We start from the raw sequence: 17,670 nt of genomic DNA, 5'->3' as shown, positions 1-17,670 counted from the left end.
GATGAGTACCCAGCGATGAGCTGCCTCTAGAAGCGCCCACCCTGATCCGGGGTGGGCAACCGGACAGGAGAAAAGTGGCTAAACCACGCGTTCACGAGCTCGCGAAAGAGCTCGACCCCTCTGGCAAGAAGATCACCTCGAAGATGATTCTGGCCTGGCTCAAGGATCAAGGAGAGTTCGTCAAGGCGGCCTCCTCGGCGGTGGAGCCCCCCGTCGCTCGCAGGGTCCGCGAGCACTTCGCCTCCCATGGCGCTTCGGCCCGGGGAGGCTCGCCCAAGCCCGTGCCGACGGCGCCCAAGCACCGCCCGGGCAGGCCCCAGGCTCCCAAGCCCGGTGGCGCACGGCCGGCCGCACCGCGCCGCGGCGCATCCGGCGGCGCTGTTCCGACCCCGCCGAAGCCGGAGGGCCGGACGCCCCGCCCGGCCGCGCCGACCCCGAAGCCTCCCAAGCCGGCGCCCCGTCCCGGCGCTGGCGGCGCGCCGACCCCGAAACCCCCCAGGCCCAAGCCCAAGTCGGCCGAGCGCAGGGGCTCCGCCCCCACTCCCGGCCCGCGCCGCGGCTCGGCGCCGACTCCCGGCCCGCGTCCCGGTGCGCCGCGTCCGGGCAACAACCCCTACGCCACGTCCCAGGGCATGCCCCGTCCCGGCGGCCGCGGCCGCGGCGGGCAGGGCGGCGGCCGCTCCGGCGGCCCGCGTCCGGGCAACAACCCCTACGCCACGTCCCAGGGCATGCCCCGTCCCGGGGGGTCGGGCGGTCCGCGCCCCCAGGGCGGTCGGCCCAGCCCGGGGCCGCGTCCGGGCGGCGGGCGCTCCCAGGGCGGCGGTCCCCGTCCTCAGGGTCCTCAGGGCGCTCCGCGTCCGGGCGGGCCGCGGCCCAACCCGGGCATGATGCCGGGGCACTCCTCTGTCGGACGTCCGGGCGCCCCCGCGCGCGGCGGGCAGAGCACCCGCGGCGGCCGCCCCGGCGGGGGCGGGCGCGGCGGTGCCGGTGGCGGCGGTCCGCGCGGCGGTGGCGGCTTCGGCGGCCCGCGCGGTGGGCGCGGTGGGCGCGGCTCCACGCAGGGCGCCTTCGGGCGCGGCGGCGGCGCTCCTCGCGGGCGCAAGTCCAGGCGCGCCAAGCGCCAGGAGTTCGAGCAGCAGAGCGCGCCGTCGATCGGCGGCGTGATCGTCCCGCGCGGCGACGGAACGACCCCGATCCGCGTGCGCCAGGGCGCGACACTGACGGATCTGGCGGAGAAGATCGACGCCAACCCCGCGGCCCTGGTCACCGTGCTCTTCCACCTGGGCGAGATGGCCACGGCCACCCAGTCCCTCGACGAGGACACCTTCGCCCTGCTGGGCGCCGAGCTGGGCTACAACGTCCAGATCGTCTCGCCCGAGGACGAGGACCGCGAGCTGCTGGAGTCCTTCGACATCGACCTGGAGGCCGAGGAGGCCGGGGAGGACGACGCCGACCTGCTGCCGCGCCCACCGGTGGTCACCGTCATGGGCCACGTGGACCACGGCAAGACCAAGCTGCTGGACGCCATCCGCTCCACCGACGTGGTCGCGGCCGAGGCCGGCGGCATCACCCAGTCCATCGGCGCCTACCAGGTGCGCGTGCACCTGAACGACGAGATGCGTCCGATCACCTTCATCGACACCCCCGGTCACGAGGCCTTCACGGCCATGCGCGCCCGCGGCGCCGAGGTGACCGACATCGCGATCCTCGTGGTGGCCGCCGACGACGGCGTCATGCCGCAGACCATCGAGGCGCTCAACCACGCCCAGGCCGCGAACGTGCCGATCGTGGTGGCCATCAACAAGATCGACAAGGAGGGCGCCAACCCGGAGAAGGTCCGCGGCCAGCTCACCGAGTACGGTCTGGTGCCCGAGGAGTACGGCGGCGACACCATGTTCGTCGAGATCTCCGCCAAGCAGCGCCTCCACATCGACGAGCTCCTCGAGGCGGTCCTGCTGACCGCGGACGCCGCTCTGGACCTGCGCGCCAACCCGGACACGGACGCCCGCGGTGTCACCATCGAGGCCAAGCTCGACAGGGGCCGCGGCGCCGTCACCACCGTCCTGGTCCAGCGCGGCACGCTGCACGTCGGCGACCCGATCGTCGCCGGGAGCGCCTATGGGCGCGTGCGAGCCATGTTCGACGAGCACGGCGGGAACCTGGACGAGGCGGGCCCGGCGCGCCCGGCCCTCGTCCTGGGCCTGACCAGCGTGCCCAGCGCCGGGGACTCCTTCATCGTGGCCCCCGACGACCGCACCGCCCGCCAGATCGCCGACAAGCGCGAGGCCGCCGAGCGGGCCGCGCTGCTGGCCAAGCGCCGCAAGCGCGTGTCCCTGGAGAACCTCACCGACGTCCTCAAGGAGGGCAAGGTCGACACCCTCAACCTCATCCTCAAGGGCGACAGCTCGGGTGCGGTCGAGGCGCTGGAGGACTCCCTGCTCAAGATTGACGTCGGCGACGAGGTCGCGCTGCGCGTCATCCACCGCGGGGTGGGCGCCATCACGCAGAACGACGTCAACCTCGCCACGGTCGACTCCGCCGTCATCATCGGCTTCAACGTGCGGCCCGCCGAGCGGGTGGCCGACCTGGCCGACCACGAGGGCGTCGACATGAAGTTCTACTCGGTCATCTACAACGCGATCGAGGATGTCGAGTCCGCCATGCGGGGCATGCTCAAGCCCATCTACGAGGAGGTCGGGCTCGGCACCGCGGAGATCCGCCAGATCTTCCGCTCCTCGAAGTTCGGCTCCATCGCCGGCTCGATCGTCCGCTCCGGGACGATCCGGCGCGGCGCGAAGGCGCGGCTCGTGCGCGACGGCGTCGTCGTCGCCGGGGAGCTGTCCATCGAGACGCTGCGCCGCGAGAAGGACGACGTCACCGAGGTCCGCGAGGGCTACGAGTGCGGTATCAACCTGGCCTTCAAGGACATCGCCGAGGGCGATGTCATCGAGACCTGGGAGATGCGCGAGAAGCCGCGCGACTGACCAGCGGCCACGGTGAGAGCGGTGCCCTGCTCGAGCGGGGCACCGCGGGGTCGCCCGCCTACGGCGGGCGACCCCGCGCGCTTTCAGATGCGGGCGTCGACGTCCTGGTGGCCGGAGTCCTCCTGGGCACCGCCCATGCCCGGCACCGAAGCCCAGGCGGAGCGCCGTGCCCAGATGATTGATTCCGAGAGGAGGCCGGTTCTGTCCTGTTCTCGCGGTCGTACCCTCGCTCCCTGAGGTGCGACCGCGCGGAGGATGATACGACCTCACGAACTCGAAGAGTATCTGCCGGGCCCGCGCTCCGCCCCCCGGCGCCCGGAGGGAGGCCCTTACTTATGCGGATACGCGTACGGCCGGCAGGACGCCCCCTCCGGCGCTCGGAGGGACGGCCCCCTGGGGCGCGTAGGGCGGGCCCGCGGGGGCCGTGGCGAGTGTGGTGACGGTAGACGGCCCCCTGGGGCGGGCGGCGGCGTCAGGACCCCGCGCCGCTGTGGAGGCCGGGCGCGGCGTGATGTCCCATCGCGCTCACCCCCGCTCAGGGGCGAGCGTCCGCAGAGCGGTCCCCTGGTGCCCTGGGCCAGCGGGCTTCCTCGGCCCGTCGGCGCCCCCGGCGAGGGCGCCCCGGCCGGGCCCTTGGCCGACAAGACCCTGCTCCTCCCGGACTCGACAGGGCATGGCTGCGCGCCCATCACGTCCGCGCCACCACCCGTTACCCCGCCCCGGCAACCGGGTCAGCAACTGCCGGAGCAAGGGAACCCGCGGCGGAAGGCCACCGGCCTCCGGGCGCCGTCGCCCTCCGCTACCCCGGGCGCCGTCGAACGCGCCCTCAATCACCATTGGGCACCACCGCGGCCCCGCCACGCGCAGCGCCCTGCTCGCCGTCCGACACCGGGTGCTGCTCGACCGCGATCGGCCGCGGTGCGCTGAGGCAGCCCGCGACCGGGTCGCTATGGCCGAAGGGGCTCAGGGGGCGCCTGGTGCTCAGAACCGATCTCAAGCCGGAATACGACCGATCCCGGCGAAAGGGGACAGTGGGCCCTCCTCACCCAGAACTGTGACTACTTCAATTTTACCGAAGACAACAGGGGATTTTAGGAGTATGGTGACGACGTGTCGTGATTAACGGCCAAGCTGCTTCTGGTCGTCAGAAGGGCCGGGTCTCGTTCGTCCCGTGGCTGTCGCGCGATGCGAAACACGAGTGGTTAAGCGACATATGTGCTGATGGGAGTGCGCGTCCGGTCGTCGATGGGTCTTCCGGTGCGGTCGCTGCCCCGCACTCGCGATTGTCTCGCGGCGACTCGGAGGGGAGGCCCCTCCACCCCACTCTGCTTTTGGAGGTTTCCTATGACATCGTCCGGCTCAGACGGCTCCGCCGAAACGGCTGTCGTAAAACGCGGGCGGCTCATTGGCAAGGGTTGGATCCAGGGCGTCGCCCTGGTCATGCTCTTCGGGTTCACCGTGATGGGCCTGCTGGCCTACCGCACCTACACCGACTCCATGCCCCAGCCAGACAGGGTCGTCACCTCCAGCGGCGAGACCCTCTTCACCACCGAGGACATCACCGCGGGGCAGAGGCTCTTCCAGGCCCGCGGTCTCATGGAGTACGGCTCAATCCTCGGTCACGGCGGCTACCTCGGCCAGGACTTCACCGCCGAGTACCTGCGCCTAGAGGCCACCAGCGTCGGGGATCAGCTGGCAGCAGAGGGCGTCGCCGACCCGGCGACCGCCACCAGGGACATGCTCCGGACCAACCGCTACGACCCGTCCACCGGGGTGCTCACCTGGACCGACGAGCAGGTGACCGCCTACAACGAGGCGGTCGCCCACTACACCCGGCTCTTCGGGCCCGAGGCGCACGACCACGGCCTGAAGCCCGATCTCATCACCGATCCCACCGAGGTCAGGCAGGTAACCGCCTTCTTCGGCTGGACCGCCTGGGGCTCAGCCGCCCAGCGCCCGGGCCTGGACTACTCCTACACGAACAACTGGCCCCCGGAGCCCCTGGTGGGCAACGCCCCCACCGGCGACCTCATGATCTGGTCGGTCCTTTCTCTCGTCGTCCTCATCGGCGGTACCGGCGGCATGTTCGCCATCTACGGGCGCTGGAGCCGCAAGATCGGCTGGCGCTCAGAGGAGGCTCCCGGGCTGTCCTTCCGCCAGCCCGGCGAGATCGGCCTGACCCGCTCCCAGCGCGTCATCGCCTGGTTCGTCCTCACCATCGCGGCGCTGTTCGTCGTCCAGACGCTCGTCGGGGCGCTGGCCGAGCACTACCGCGCCGACGTCCTGTCCTTCTTCGGATTCGACCTGGGCAGGATCCTGCCCTACTCGCTGGCGCGCACCTGGCACGTCCAGCTCTCCCTGTTCTGGACCGCGCTGGGCCTGCTGGGAGCCGGCTTGTTCCTCACGCCCTTCATCGCGCGGCGCGAGCCCCGCGGACAGCATGTCCTGGTGTGGATCCTCCTGGTCGCCGCGGCCGCCGTCGTCGTGCTGTCCTGCCTGGCCGAGGCGGCCAGCCAGCACGGCCTGAGCTGGGCCAAGGGGCCCCTGTTCGCCCAGCGGTGGGAGTACCTCGACCTGCCCTTCGTCTTCCAGGTCCTGCTGACCGCCGCCCTGTTCGTATGGGCCTTCATCATCTGGCGGGCCATGCGCGGGCGCCTGCGCAACGAGCACGTCGCCAACATGCCGTGGCTGTTCATGTTCGCGGCCCTGGCCATCCCGGCCTTCTACGCCGTGGGCATGCTGGCGCGCGCCAACACCCACGTCACGGTCGCCGAGTTCTGGCGCTTCTGGGTGGTGCACCTGTGGGTCGAGGACTTCCTCGAGCTGTTCACCACCGTCATGGTGGCCTACGTCTTCGTGCTGCTCGGCGTGGTCAGGGAGAGGATCGCGCTCGGCATTATCTTCATGGACGTCATCCTGTACTCCGCCGGCGGCGTCATCGGCACCATGCACCACCTGTACTTCTCCGGCACCCCGGTGGAGCACATGGCGCTGGGCGCCTTCTTCTCCGCGGCCGAGGTCATCCCGCTGACCTTCCTGACGGTCGAGGCGTGGGCCTTCATGCAGCTGGGCGCCAACCGCCACGGCAGGGAGGCCAAGCCCTTCCCGCACCGGTGGGCGGTGATGCACCTGGTCGCCGTGGGCTTCTGGAACTTCCTGGGCGCGGGCGTCTTCGGCTTCCTGGTCAATCTGCCGATCGTCTCCTACTACGAGATCGGCACCGCGCTGACCGCCAACCACGCCCACGCCTCCATGATGGGCGTCTACGGCTTCATGGCGTTGGGCCTGGGCATGTTCGCGCTGCGCTACCTGGTCCCGGCCGACACGTGGCCCGAGAGGCTCGCCAAGACCTCCTTCTGGAGCCTGAACATCGGCCTGGCGTGGATGTGCTTCGCGACCCTGCTGCCCCTGGGCATCCTCCAGCTGCGCTACTCCGTGGGCACCGGCTACTACGAGGCGCGCGAGCTGACCTATGTGACCAATACCGTCAACACGCTCATCGAGTGGGGGCGCTTGCCCGGCGACCTCATCTTCATTCTCGGCGGCGCGGTGCCCTACCTGTACATCGCCTTCCTGGGGGCCAGGAGCTGGCGGCGTGGCAGGACGGTGGAGACCTTCGGCGAGGACGCGCTCTACGAGGAGATCTCCGCCCCGCCCAGGGCCGCCTGGCGCGGCGAGCGCACGGTGCTGGACGACTGATGCCCGACGACGTCGATGTGTGGCTGGTGGCCGCCTACGCGCTGGTCCTGCTGGGCGCCGCGTGGACCGTGGACGTCCTCGGCTCGCGCAGCGCCCGGCGCTCGATGAGCTGGCGCCACGCCGACTTCGTCTATCACGACGACGTCGACGGCTGGCGTTGCCACGAGGACCAGTGGTTGTGGCCCGCGGCCTTCGACCCGGACAAGCGCGTCATCCGCTACGAGGGGGCTCACGCCGTCTGCGGGCGGTGCCCCTCGAAGAGCACCTGCTCACCCGCGCCCGGGCCCCGGGAGATCACCAGGCCGGTGGATCCCTGGCCCTACTCGGAGACGGGCCGCTTCCACCGCGGCCTGGCCCTGGTGATCGCCTGTGTAGGCGCCTTCCTGTCGATCCTCATGATGATCCTGTTCCACAGTCCCGACGACCTGATGGTCCTGGGCACCACTCTCGCGATCGTCGTCGCCGGCGCCTGTCCGCTGGCCCGTCACTTGTGGACCACTCCCGACAACGCCCCCGATGCGCTGGCGCACCTCGGCTCCGCCGAGCACGCGGCCGCCGACGCCGCCCGGCGCGCCGCCGGTCGGGCCCCGGTGGCGATCGGCACCGGGCAGACCGGCTCCGCCGGCTACCGTTCCGTGCGTGAGGCCGCCGAGGCGATCGCCCGGGCCCGGGCCGCCGCCTCGGCAGGGGCCGGCGCGCCCGCGAGCAGCGGAAGCCCCGCCAGCGCCTCGCCCGACGCTGTCGCCCCCGTGCCCGACGAGCCCCCGCTGCGGCGGGTGGCGGCACTGCGCACGCGCAAGCGCCTCGGGCCCGATGGCCCTGGCCCCTCTCGCGACGATCCGTCCGGCGCCGCGGACGGGCTCCCCGCGCGCGGCGGAGCACGGCGCACCCGGGCGTCGGCCTGGCGCGACGCCACCGCTCCCGATACCCGGACCGCCTCCGCCACCTCCACGAAAGGCAGCCGATGAGCCTGACCGTTCTCGTTTCCGCGACCGCGATCCTTCTGCTGCTCGTGGTCCTGCTCTCCGCCAGGATCGTCAGCCAGTACGAGCGCGGCATCGTCTTCCGCCTGGGGCGCCTGCGGCCCGTCTACGGGCCGGGCCTGCACCTGGTCGTGCCCCTTGTCGAGCGCATGGTCAGGGTGGACACCCGCGTGGTCACCCTGACCATCCCGCCCCAGGAGGTCATCACCGAGGACAATGTCCCGGCCCGTGTCAACGCCGTCGTCCTGTTCAACGTCGTGGACCCGGTCAAGGCCGTCATGGCGGTGGAGAACTATGCGATCGCCACCTCCCAGATCGCCCAGACGACCCTGCGCAGCGTGCTGGGGCGTGTCGATCTCGACACGGTTCTGGCCCACCGCAGCGCCCTGAACGCCGACCTGCGCGACATTATCGAGGACCAGACCAGGCCCTGGGGCGTGGACGTGGGCGTCGTGGAGATCAAGGACGTTGAGATCCCCGAGCAGATGCAGCGCGCCATGGCCCGCGGCGCCGAAGCCGAGCGCGAGCGGCGCGCCAAGGTGATCAATGCCCGCGGCGAGCTTCAGGCCTCCGAGGAGCTTCGCCAGGCCGCGGACACCCTGTCGAGGTCGCCCGCCTCCCTCCAGCTGCGCTACCTCCAAACCCTGCTCGAGCTTGGGGCCGACCAGAACTCCACGGTCGTCTTTCCTCTGCCCATGGATCTCATCGGCCCGCTCATGGACCGGTTCAGCGGGCTGCCGTGCCCTGGATCCTCGGAGTCTCCGGTGCGGGGCGCCGACGAGCACCCCACTGCGCCGGTGGCGGATGACGACGGCGGTGTCGATGAGGACGTCGTTGAGCCGCCGGAGGGCGGTGCGGAAGGCTGAAGACGCGCGGGGTGATCACTGTCCGGGGCACAGCGGTGCCAGGCCGGCGCCCCGAACCGATCTCGAGCCGGAATACGACCGATCTCGGGGAAGGGGACTGTCGGGGCCGTGAGGGGCAGGGGGGGCGGGCGCGCTCCCCGCCCGGCCCGGCATGCGCCCTGCTGCTAGGAGCCGCCAGGAGCCGCCAGGAGCCCCTAGGAGTAGCTGTGACGCAGGTCCGCCGGGAATCCCGTCAGCAGGTCGTCGGCTGAGAGAGCGACCGTCCGGTCCGGCATGATGCTTGGCGGCAGGGCGTTGCCCCAGGCCCTGCTGCACATGGCGATGAGGTGGTCGCCGTCGATGAGCTCGGCACCCACCTGGCCCGCGTAATCGATCGCGTCCTGGGAGAACGCACTCGTCGTGACCACCACCATCCTGTCCGCCATCTCGACCGCGTTGGCGCCCTGAAGCTTCTGTATCACAGGCCTTCCCACGCGGTGGGAGCGGTCATAGCACTTGCACTCCACGATGTAGGTCCACCCCTCCCGGCTCATCCGCAGGTCGACACCGCCGTCGCGCACGGGGGGAGTGGTCTCCACCCGGAAGCCGAAGGACCGGAACAGGTCGGCGCAGAAGCGCTCGAAGTCGGTGGGGCGGGAGGCGAATGCAGAGATCAGACTGTCAATGCTCACGGCGTTGTGCCGCGCCCGGCGGCTGGAGCTCGTGGCCTCCCTCTTGCGCTGCTCATGAGCGGACTCGGCGACGACCACCCCGGCGCCGCGCACGGCGAGCACCAGGTCGTAGAGGGCGAAGACGTCCTGGCAGCTGATTCTCCATCGGCCCACCTCCAGGACGGACCAGTGGTTGATCACCGCATTGTCCGACCGGCGCCGGTCCCGCGTCCCGTCCTTCTTGGCGTATCTCCACGTGGGATATGCCAGCAGGAACGCGCCGATGTCGCGATGCGTCTTCGCGCGCCTCACACGGAAGCCTCTGTGGATCCGCACCCCGAGCTCCTTACCGACGCACCTGCGCAGGAGCGCCCGATAGAGCCACGTGAGGACCTTGACGATCACCCCGACGGCAACGAGGCCGACAACTGAGGCGACTGCTGCCCTCACCGCCGACTCGGAGAACCAGTCTGGAAGGACGGCGTCCATCTCAACTCCTTGATACTCAGATACTCAGATACTTATTCGATCTGGGCGACTCCGGTGTCGCCGAGGAAACCGCCGCACGAGGGCGGCGTCACAGCCGCTTCGTGCCTTTGTGCGGCCGTGCCCGTGTGCTTACGTCTGGGACTCGGCCCGGGCAGGACCCCGGGTGCGAGGGCGGCGGGCCGTCTGGTGCACGGCGTCGGCCACGAAGATGACCACGGCCGCCCACACCAGCGCCATGGCCGCCCAACGGGCCGGCGGGATGGCCTCGCGGAAGACCGCCCACGCCAGGATGAACTGGATGATCGGGGCGATGTACTGGCTCATCCCCACCACGTTCAGCGGCACCCGGCGCGTCCCGGCGGCGAACAGCAGCAGCGGCACCGCCGTGACCGGTCCGGCCGCGAGGAGCAGGGCGCCCAGCAGCGCCCCGGCGTGCGGGCCCTGCCAGGCGGACTGCCCCTGCCAGGCCAGCCGGCCCAGGTAGGCCACCGCCGCGGGGCACACCACGGCGCTCTCCACCGTCAGCCCGGTCAGCGCATCGACCTGCGGCCCGATCCGCTTCTTGACCAGGCCGTACAGGCCGAAGGACAGCGCCAGGGTCAGGGAGACCCACGGCAGGGAGCCCTGGAGCACCACCAGCAGCGCGACGGCGGCCGTCGCCAGGCCGATGGAGAGGCGATGGACGGGGCGCAGTCGCTCGCGCAGCACCAGGGCGGCCAGGGCCACCGTCACCAGCGGGTTGATGAAGTAGCCCAGGGCGGCGTCGGCGGTCCGGCCGGTGTTGATGCCGTAGACGTAGATGAGCCAGTTGACCGACACCAGCAGGCCCGAGACCGTCAGCGCCCCCAGCAGCCGGGCCGAGCGCAGGATGCGGCGCAGGCGCCCCCATTGGCGTCGTACGGTCACGAGCCCCAGGCAGGTGACCAGGGTCCACACGATGCGGTGCCCGATGATCTCCACGCTTCCCGCGTCCGCCAGCAGGCGGAAGTACAGGGGGAAGACGCCCCACAGCGTGTAGCAGCCCAGAACCAGTGCGACCCCGGCACCCGACGGCTGCTGCACCGCTGCGCGCACCGACGCCGGGGCGGGCTCGGGCGCGTCGGGGGAGGGGGCCATGGCGTGATCCGTTCGCGGTCGGGGATGACGGCGGCACCGGTTCTGTCCCGGTCGGCCGCACCGCGTAGCATAGTGAGGCGCGTTGCCGCGCGCTCGGACGGCTTGCGGCGCGAGAGGTCTCTTTCTCATCACCTTCGCCCGCACTGCCGAATTCCGGGAATCTCGACGATTCCGATCGATCTCACGCAGAGGAGCCCGCCATGGCCGACGCCGCCCGCGCCCGCAAGGTCGCCGACCGCATCCACGAGACCGTCGCCCGTCTCCTGCAGGGGCGCATCAAGGACCCGCGCCTGGGATTCGTCACCATTACCGACGTGCGCGTCACCGGCGACCTCCAGCAGGCCACGATCTTCTACACCGTCTACGGCAGCGACAAGGACCGTCGGGACAGCGCCGCCGCCCTGAGCTCGGCCAAGGGGCTGATCCGCTCCGAGGTGGGCAGGGCCCTCGGCATCCGCCTGACGCCCTCGATCGCCTTCCAGCTCGACGCCCTGCCCACGCAGGCCAGGTCCTTCGACGACGCCCTGGCCCGGGCCCGCGCCAGGGACGAGGAGATCGCCCGCGCCCACGCCGGCGCCGCCTACGCCGCCGGCGCCGACCCCTACAGGCGCGGCGCCGAGCCCGACGGCGAGGACCGCAGCGCCGAGGCGCCCGCGGCCGAGCAGGCCGGGCCCGCGGCGCCCGATGAGGCGGGGGCGTGAGGCCGCCGCGTCCCGACGCGCCCCGGGGCGCCGTGACGGCCCGCGACGGCATCCTCCTGGTCGACAAGCCGGCGGGCCCGACCAGCCACGACGTCGTCGCCCTGACCCGGCGCCTGGCCGCCACCCGCAAGGTCGGCCACGCCGGCACCCTCGACCCCATGGCCACGGGGCTGCTCGTCCTGGGGGTCGGCCGCGCCACCAGGTTGCTGACCCACCTCGTCGGCGCCGACAAGACCTATGAGGCGACCGTGCGCCTGGGCCAGGACACCCTCACCGAGGACGCCGAGGGGGAGGTGACCGCCGCCCGCGGGTGCCCGGCCCCCGACTCCTGGCCCGGGGGCCGGGCCGCCTTCGCCCGGAGCCTGGAGGACGCGCTGCGCGCCCTGACGGGGGAGATCATGCAGGTGCCCAGCGCCGTGTCCGCCATCAGGGTGGACGGCGTGCGCTCCTACAGGCGGGTGCGCGGGGGCGAGGACGTCGCCCTGCCCGCCCGCAGCGTCACTATCCGCTCCCTGACGCTCACCGGCGCCCCGGCGGGCGCGTGCGCCGACGACGGCACCAGGGTCGTCGACCTGCCCCTGCGCGTGTCGTGCTCCTCGGGCACCTACGTGCGCGCGCTGGCCAGGGACCTCGGCGCCGTGCTGGGCACCGGGGCCCACCTGACCGCGCTGCGCCGCACGCGCGTGGGCCCGTTCCGCGTCGAGCAGGCCCGCGGTCCCGACGCCCTGGCCGCCGAGGTGACCGCGGACTCCTGCCGCCCGCAGCCCGTGGGCCTGACCACGCTGTCGCTGAGCTCGGTGGCCAGGCGCTGCTTCCCCGCCGTCGAGCTCGACGAGGCCGAGTCCGTCGCGCTCGGCCACGGGCAGACCCTGCCCGCCGGCGTCCTCGATCGCGCCGTACACGCGCCCCGACCGTCGGGAGACGGCGCCGAGCCGCGGGCGGATGCTGCCGGGGGCTCCGGCGGCCACGGCGCCGTGACCGCCGGGTTCGCCCCGGGCGGGGACGTCGTGGCACTGTTGGCCCGCGAGGGCGGACGCGCGCGTCCCGTCCTCGTGCTCGCCCCGGCCCGAGGGCCGCGATGAGGACGGACCGCAACCCCTGCAGGAGACACGAGACGCGATGGACCAGATCACGAGCCGGACCGCGAGCGGATGCGGCTGCGACGGCCACGACGCCGGCGGTCCCCGGGAGCAGAACCCGGCCGCCCGGGGCCGGGAGGGCGGAGCCTCCTCGGGAGTCGTGCCGGGCCGCAGGACCGGCAACCTGCTGGGGCTGAGGGACGTCTCGGCCCCAGCGCCCGGAGGCTGCGGCTGCGGCGGCCACCAGCACTGAAACAGCACTGAAACAGCACTGAGCCGGTACTGAAACAGCACTGGGCCGCACCGCGACGCAGTCCTCACGGGCCCGGGCCGGGGCGCCGTCAGAGGGCGCCGTCAGACCGACCGGCGCTGAAGGGCCTGGGAGACCGTGGCCAGACGTTGGGAGGCCTGTGCCTCCCGGTACCCGCCCAGCGCGAGGTCCTCCACGACGCCGCCGTCGACGAGCAGCAGCACCCGGTCGGCGCGGGCCGCGACCTGGGCGTCGTGGGTGACCACCACCAGGGTCGTGCCCGAGGCGTGGACCTCCCCGAGCAGGTCGAGGATCTGGGCGGCGGTGGCGGAGTTGAGCGCCCCGGTGGGCTCGTCGGCGAAGACGATGCCGGGCTCGTTGATGAGGGCGCGGCAGATCCCGGCCCGCTGGAGCTGACCGCCGGAGACCTCGGTGATATCGCTGCCGGCCAGCTCGGAGATGCCCATTCGCTCCATGAGCCCCCGGCCCCGGGCCTCCACCTCCCGGCGCGGGCGCAGTCCGGCCAGGAAGCCCGGCAGGACGATGTTGTCCAGCAGGCACAGCGTGGCCAGAAGGTGGGCCTGCTGGAAGACGAAACCGAAGCGCGACAGGCGCAGTGCGGCCAGCTCGCGCTCGCTCAGGGCGGCGATGTCGGTGTCTCCCAGGAGCACGGAGCCGCCGGAGGGCCGGTCCATGCCGCTCAGGCAGTGCAGGAGCGTGGACTTGCCCGAGCCGGAGGGCCCCATGATGGCGATGAACTGGCCGTCCTCGATATCGAGGTCGAGGTCCTTCAGGACGGGGGCGTCGTAGCTCTTGGTCAGCCCTCGGGCCCGCAGGGCGGGGCGAGTGCCGGGGCGGGCCGCTGAGGCCGGGGAGGCCGGGGAGGCCGCTGCGGGTGTCGCGGATGCTGCGGCAGCGCTGCTAGAGGTCATGGGGTCTCCTTGATCACCATTGCTCGGTATTGTTCGGTATTGCTCGGTATTGATCACTACTCGGTCCACCCGGTGGTGCCCGGGGTCGTGGCGGGCAGACGGCGCAGGGCCAGGGCGACGGCGCTCATGACGGTGGCGACCAGCGCGGCGGGCAGGACCAGCCCCACCAGCCACGGGCGCGGCAGGAGCACCACGTTCGGCGCTCCGCGCGAGCCCAGGACCGCTCCGATGGCCGTCTCGCCCAGGGTGGACGCCAGCAGGAGGCCCAGGGCGGTCCCCGCCAGGGCGAGGACGCCGAAGCGTGTGAGGTACTGCCCGGCGACGGCGCGCCGTGTGCATCCCAGGGCCTGCAGCACGCCCACCCGGTGCCTCTCCCGGGACAGGACCAGGACCGCGAAGAGGACGGTGATGAGGAAGGCCAGCCCCAGCGCGACGGCGCAGGCCATGGCGGCGATGATGCGGACCTGGGCGGTGGTGGCCCCGAAGAACCGGGAGGTGTAGTCGCTCATGGCAGTGGCCTGGACGCCCGGGAGGTCCCGTTGCAGGTCGTCGGCGACGGCGGTCTCCTGGCTGTCGTCGCGCATGTCGGCGTAGATGATCTGCCACAGGGCGGGGGCGCCGTCGTCGAAGACGGCCTTGGCGGTGCTCCCGTTGTTGGTGATGTCCTGGTAGACGCCCGTGACCGTCAGGTCCCTGTCCCCCTGGGATGTGCTCACGGTGACGGTAGAGCCCACCTCGGCGCTCGTCGCCCTGGCCTGGTTGTAGGACAGGGCGACCTCGTCCTGGCCGGTGGGGGCGCGTCCGGACATGTACTTCATGGGGAAGGCGCCGTGGTCGCCGATGTCGATGAGCACCGGCTCCCAGTCTCCGCTCTGCGCGCGCATCCTGTAGCTGCGGCGCAGCACGGTGGCGTGCTCGGCGACGCGGTCGTCGGCGGTCAGGGCGCTCTCCACGGCGGCCAGGTCCTGGGTGCCGGTGCGCACGTCGATGCGCAGGTCCGCCTCGCCCACGCCCAGGTAGGTGGCGATACGGGGGTCGTCCAGGGTGGTGGCGACGTTGACCGGCAGCACCATGGTGAAGGCGCACAGCGCCAGGATGCCGAGCAGCAGGGCGTTGGAGGGGCGCAGCGCCTCGCGCACCCCGAGCCACTGCTGGACGGGCATGCGCCGGGAGGCGGCCAGGCGCCACCGGTGGCGGCGCCGGCGCAGGGCGCCGCTGGCCCCGGACCGCAGGGCCTCGACGGCGGAGACCGCCTCCAGGCGCCGCAGGGTGACCCAGGTGAGGCCGACAACGGTTCCGGCCAGCCCCACCACCATGACGATGGGCAGGCCCACGCTCCAGACGGTGGTGGGGGGCGTGCCCAGGTAGAGCAGGGCCGGGGCTCCGAGCGCCGAGGCCAGGGGCATTCCCGCCAGGTAGCCGATCGCCGACCCTGCCAGCGTCAGCACCATGTACTTCAGGAGGTAGAGGCGGCGTATGCGGCCCTGCGGGGCGCCGATGGCCTTGAGCACCGCGATCTGGGCCAGGTCCGCCTCGATGGCGGCCAGCACCGTGTAGCGCAGGGCGAGCATGGCCACCACCGCCAGCACGAGCGCCACGACCAAGGCGACCGCCGCGATGAGCATGGTGCTCAGGGCGTTCATGAGCAGAACCATGGAGGAGTCCACGCTGATGCCCGTGCTGGGCAGGCCCGCCTCCTTGTAGGCGTCGATGACAGCGCGCGGACGGGCCGAGTCGGCCAGGGTGAACTCGATGAGGTACTCGGGATCGCTGATGTGCTCCTCCAGGGAGGCGAAGTCCTCCGGGCTGACCACCAGGCGCTTGGAGGGGACCATGGGCGCGTTCATCTGCGAGTCCCGCAGGAAGCCCGCCACCTCCAGATCCATCCGCCAGTCGCCGGCGTCCACGGTGACCGTGTCGCCGACGTCGGCCGCGCCCACCGCCCGGTAGTGGATCGGCAGCACCACCTGGCCCGGGCCCGGGTGGACCGGGTTGCCGTCCTCGTCCAGCAGCAGGTCGATGCGCTGCGGGGCGGTGACGAAGGCGGGCTCCTGGTAGGAGTCGGCCTGGCCGGCGCCGTTGATCCACAGCTCCTGGCGCGGCACCGGCAGGGTCTTGATGACCTCGTGGTCGGTGATCTCGCTGCGGGTGGCAGCCCAGTCGTCGATCTCCCGGGAGCTGACCCGGCCGGTGTGCATCTGGATCAGGTCCGGCGCCTTCGCCCGCTGCGAGAGCCGGTTCGTCGCGGATGTGGTGTCCACGATGAGGGAGGTGCTGGCCGACACCAGCGCGGCGGCCAGGGCGATCAGGGTGGTGAGGGTCGCGGCCACGACGGCGCCGCGCGCCAGGTCCGCCTTCAGGAGCCGGGTCAGCACGGGACCGCCTTCCGGGAGCGGGCCGCCGTCCCCGCGGCGTCGTCCCCGTCCCCCGCCCCGGCGGCGTCGGGCGTCCGCGGGGCCTCCCGCCCGCCGGCGGGAGCGGAGGGAGCCAGGGCCCGGCGCCGGATGTGGATGAGGGCCGCCAGGCATACGGTGGCCAGGCCCGCCAGCGCCACCAGCGCGGCGGCACCGCGCCCCGTCCCGGTGCCGATGACCGCTCCCAGACTGGGGGCCAGGGCCCCGTCGGGCGTCAGAAGGGGCTGGAGGACGCGGTCGGCCAGGGGGCCGGCGCTGAGGTAGGCCAGGAGGTACCCCAGCTGGGAGACCAGGCTGATCGTCCCCCAGACCCGGGCCTGGTGGTCGTCGTCGGTGCTCAGGCGCACAAGGGTCTCCGCCCCGGCGTTGCACAGGGCCAGGCAGGCGAAGACGGCGAAGCCGGTGACCGCCGCCCACCAGGGCCAGGTGCGCAGGGACAGGAGCACCATGGCCGTGCCCGCGCCCGCCGTCCCCAGGCTCAGCAGCGTCGTGGGGCGCAGGCGGGCCAGGGCCGTCACCAGGCCCGCGCCGGCCAGGATCCCGACGGCGGCCGCCGTCTCCAGGCGGCCCATGGCCGCCGCGCCCACGTGCGGCAGCATGATGGGCTTGAGCAGGACCTGCAGCATGCCGATGGTCAGAGTCACGAAGGTCATGAGCGCCACCAGCGCGCGCACGGCGGGCCGGGCCGACAGCGCCCGCCAGCCGCCCAGGAGGTGGGCGATCGGGGCGTCGGCCCCTCGGCCACCGGGGCGACGACGCCCCACGGCGCGCATGACGAGGACCGAGCAGGTCACGGTCACCAGGCAGGTGGAGGCGTCCAGGGCCACCAGCCCGCGCAGGCCCACCAGGGGCAGGAGCAGGCCGGCCAGCAGCGGGGACAGGAGGTAGCGGGCGGAGGAGGCGGCCTGCAGCATGCCGGCGCTGCGCACGTAGTCCGCCTCGTCCACCAGGTCGGACACGGAGGCGCGCAGGGCGGGCTCGGTCAGGGCCGCCAGGCAGGAGGAGGCCGCCACGCCCGCCAGGATGAGGCCGAGCCTGGGCGCGGACGTGCTCAGGGCGGCTATGACGACGCCCAGCCCGAGCACGGAGCCGCCGTCGCCGATCACCATCATGAGCCTGCGGTCGAAACGGTCGGCCAGGGCGCCGGCCACCGGGGCCAGCAGGACGATCGGGGCGAAGGCGCACAGCTGGACCAGGGCCACGGATGAGGCTGTTCCGTAGGCGGCGTAGGCGAAGATCGCCAGGCCGAAGGCGGTCAGCCCGCTGCCCACGGAGTTGACGAGGGTGCCGGTCAGCAGCAGGTGAAGGTGCTTCATGTCTCATCCTCCGGAGATGCCGAGAGCGCGCCGGGCCCGTGTCCCGGCCGGGGCTCGAATGGGTGCGCAGTGGGGGTCATGGGCTCCTCGCAGGGTTGTGCCGTCTGGGTCCGTCCCGGCCTCCGGGGCGGACGGCCGATCGGTGGCCCGGTACGCGAAAAGGGTTCCGGACCTCAACTAGACCGACCGTC

Annotated in this window: 12 protein-coding genes; 7 read left to right on the top strand and 5 right to left on the bottom strand. The window is 72.4% G+C overall.

Annotated features, from left to right (window positions below; translation table 11 throughout):
* Positions 1-74: 74 nt before the first annotated feature.
* The 4 genes from infB to O145_RS05465 all read left to right on the top strand — a co-directional run bounded on the left by infB (position 75) and on the right by O145_RS05465 (position 8,532).
* Positions 75-2,984, top strand: a complete 2,910-nt coding sequence (gene infB, locus O145_RS05480) for a translation initiation factor IF-2 (RefSeq protein WP_043560766.1) — start codon at positions 75-77, stop codon at positions 2,982-2,984.
* 1,344 nt (positions 2,985-4,328) lie between these two features.
* Positions 4,329-6,683 carry a nitric-oxide reductase large subunit gene (locus tag O145_RS05475; RefSeq protein ID WP_043560764.1) on the top strand — a complete coding sequence of 785 codons (2,355 nt, stop codon included), beginning with the start codon at positions 4,329-4,331 and terminating at the stop codon, positions 6,681-6,683.
* The gene (locus O145_RS05470) at positions 6,680-7,651 is read left to right on the top strand and encodes a hypothetical protein (RefSeq protein ID WP_156966615.1); all 972 of its coding nucleotides are present in this window, start codon (positions 6,680-6,682) and stop codon (positions 7,649-7,651) included. Before O145_RS05475 ends, O145_RS05470 begins: the two co-directional genes overlap by 4 nt.
* Positions 7,648-8,532 (top strand): slipin family protein, encoded by an 885-nt coding sequence (locus tag O145_RS05465; protein ID WP_084682398.1) that lies wholly within the window; start codon positions 7,648-7,650, stop codon positions 8,530-8,532. The genes O145_RS05470 and O145_RS05465 overlap by 4 nt, the downstream gene beginning before the upstream one ends.
* Before the next feature lie 194 nt (positions 8,533-8,726).
* Here O145_RS05465 and O145_RS16390 read toward each other — a convergent pair whose 3' ends face one another.
* A complete protein-coding gene (locus tag O145_RS16390) occupies positions 8,727-9,671 on the bottom strand; it encodes a restriction endonuclease (protein ID WP_052374718.1) in 945 nt (314 codons plus the stop codon).
* Positions 9,672-9,800: 129 nt separating this feature from the next.
* The gene (rarD, locus tag O145_RS05455; RefSeq protein ID WP_156966611.1) at positions 9,801-10,787 is read right to left on the bottom strand and encodes an EamA family transporter RarD; all 987 of its coding nucleotides are present in this window, start codon (positions 10,785-10,787) and stop codon (positions 9,801-9,803) included.
* A 200-nt stretch (positions 10,788-10,987) separates the two neighbouring features.
* Between rarD and rbfA the strand changes: the two genes are divergently transcribed.
* From rbfA to O145_RS05440, 3 genes are read left to right on the top strand one after another with little or no spacing between them, the layout of a single operon-like run.
* Positions 10,988-11,488: a 30S ribosome-binding factor RbfA gene (gene rbfA, locus O145_RS05450; protein WP_043560761.1), complete on the top strand. Its 501-nt coding sequence runs from the start codon at positions 10,988-10,990 to the stop codon at positions 11,486-11,488.
* Positions 11,485-12,570 carry a tRNA pseudouridine(55) synthase TruB gene (truB, locus tag O145_RS05445; RefSeq protein ID WP_043560758.1) on the top strand — a complete coding sequence of 362 codons (1,086 nt, stop codon included), beginning with the start codon at positions 11,485-11,487 and terminating at the stop codon, positions 12,568-12,570. Before rbfA ends, truB begins: the two co-directional genes overlap by 4 nt.
* 37 nt (positions 12,571-12,607) lie before the next feature.
* Entirely contained in the window at positions 12,608-12,820 is a 213-nt protein-coding gene (locus O145_RS05440; protein WP_043560754.1) for a hypothetical protein, read from the top strand.
* Between the two features lie 101 nt (positions 12,821-12,921).
* Here O145_RS05440 and O145_RS05435 read toward each other — a convergent pair whose 3' ends face one another.
* From O145_RS05435 to O145_RS05425, 3 genes are read right to left on the bottom strand one after another with little or no spacing between them, the layout of a single operon-like run.
* Positions 12,922-13,749: an ABC transporter ATP-binding protein gene (locus tag O145_RS05435; protein ID WP_043560752.1), complete on the bottom strand. Its 828-nt coding sequence runs from the start codon at positions 13,747-13,749 to the stop codon at positions 12,922-12,924.
* A 56-nt stretch (positions 13,750-13,805) separates the two neighbouring features.
* Positions 13,806-16,124, bottom strand: a complete 2,319-nt coding sequence (locus O145_RS05430; RefSeq protein ID WP_043560750.1) for an ABC transporter permease — start codon at positions 16,122-16,124, stop codon at positions 13,806-13,808.
* Positions 16,118-17,479 (bottom strand): MFS transporter, encoded by a 1,362-nt coding sequence (locus O145_RS05425; protein WP_084682397.1) that lies wholly within the window; start codon positions 17,477-17,479, stop codon positions 16,118-16,120. The genes O145_RS05430 and O145_RS05425 overlap by 7 nt, the downstream gene beginning before the upstream one ends.
* Between the last annotated feature and the right edge of the window lie 191 nt (positions 17,480-17,670).

Origin of the sequence: Actinomyces israelii DSM 43320 (assembly GCF_000711965.1) — a bacterium.
In the GTDB taxonomy this organism is placed as follows: domain Bacteria; phylum Actinomycetota; class Actinomycetes; order Actinomycetales; family Actinomycetaceae; genus Actinomyces; species Actinomyces israelii.
This window is presented reverse-complemented; position numbering and strand designations above follow the sequence as displayed.

Bases quoted from the DNA above. Each gene is read 5' to 3' on its own strand.
- O145_RS05440 (WP_043560754.1), top strand. From the start codon at position 12,608: ATGGACCAGATCACGAGCCGGACCGCGAGCGGATGCGGCTGCGACGGC.
- rarD (WP_156966611.1), bottom strand. From the start codon at position 10,787: ATGGCCCCCTCCCCCGACGCGCCCGAGCCCGCCCCGGCGTCGGTGCGC.
- O145_RS05475 (WP_043560764.1), top strand. From the start codon at position 4,329: ATGACATCGTCCGGCTCAGACGGCTCCGCCGAAACGGCTGTCGTAAAA.
- O145_RS16390 (WP_052374718.1), bottom strand. From the start codon at position 9,671: ATGGACGCCGTCCTTCCAGACTGGTTCTCCGAGTCGGCGGTGAGGGCA.
- O145_RS05425 (WP_084682397.1), bottom strand. From the start codon at position 17,479: ATGAAGCACCTTCACCTGCTGCTGACCGGCACCCTCGTCAACTCCGTG.
- O145_RS05435 (WP_043560752.1), bottom strand. From the start codon at position 13,749: ATGACCTCTAGCAGCGCTGCCGCAGCATCCGCGACACCCGCAGCGGCC.
- rbfA (WP_043560761.1), top strand. From the start codon at position 10,988: ATGGCCGACGCCGCCCGCGCCCGCAAGGTCGCCGACCGCATCCACGAG.
- O145_RS05465 (WP_084682398.1), top strand. From the start codon at position 7,648: ATGAGCCTGACCGTTCTCGTTTCCGCGACCGCGATCCTTCTGCTGCTC.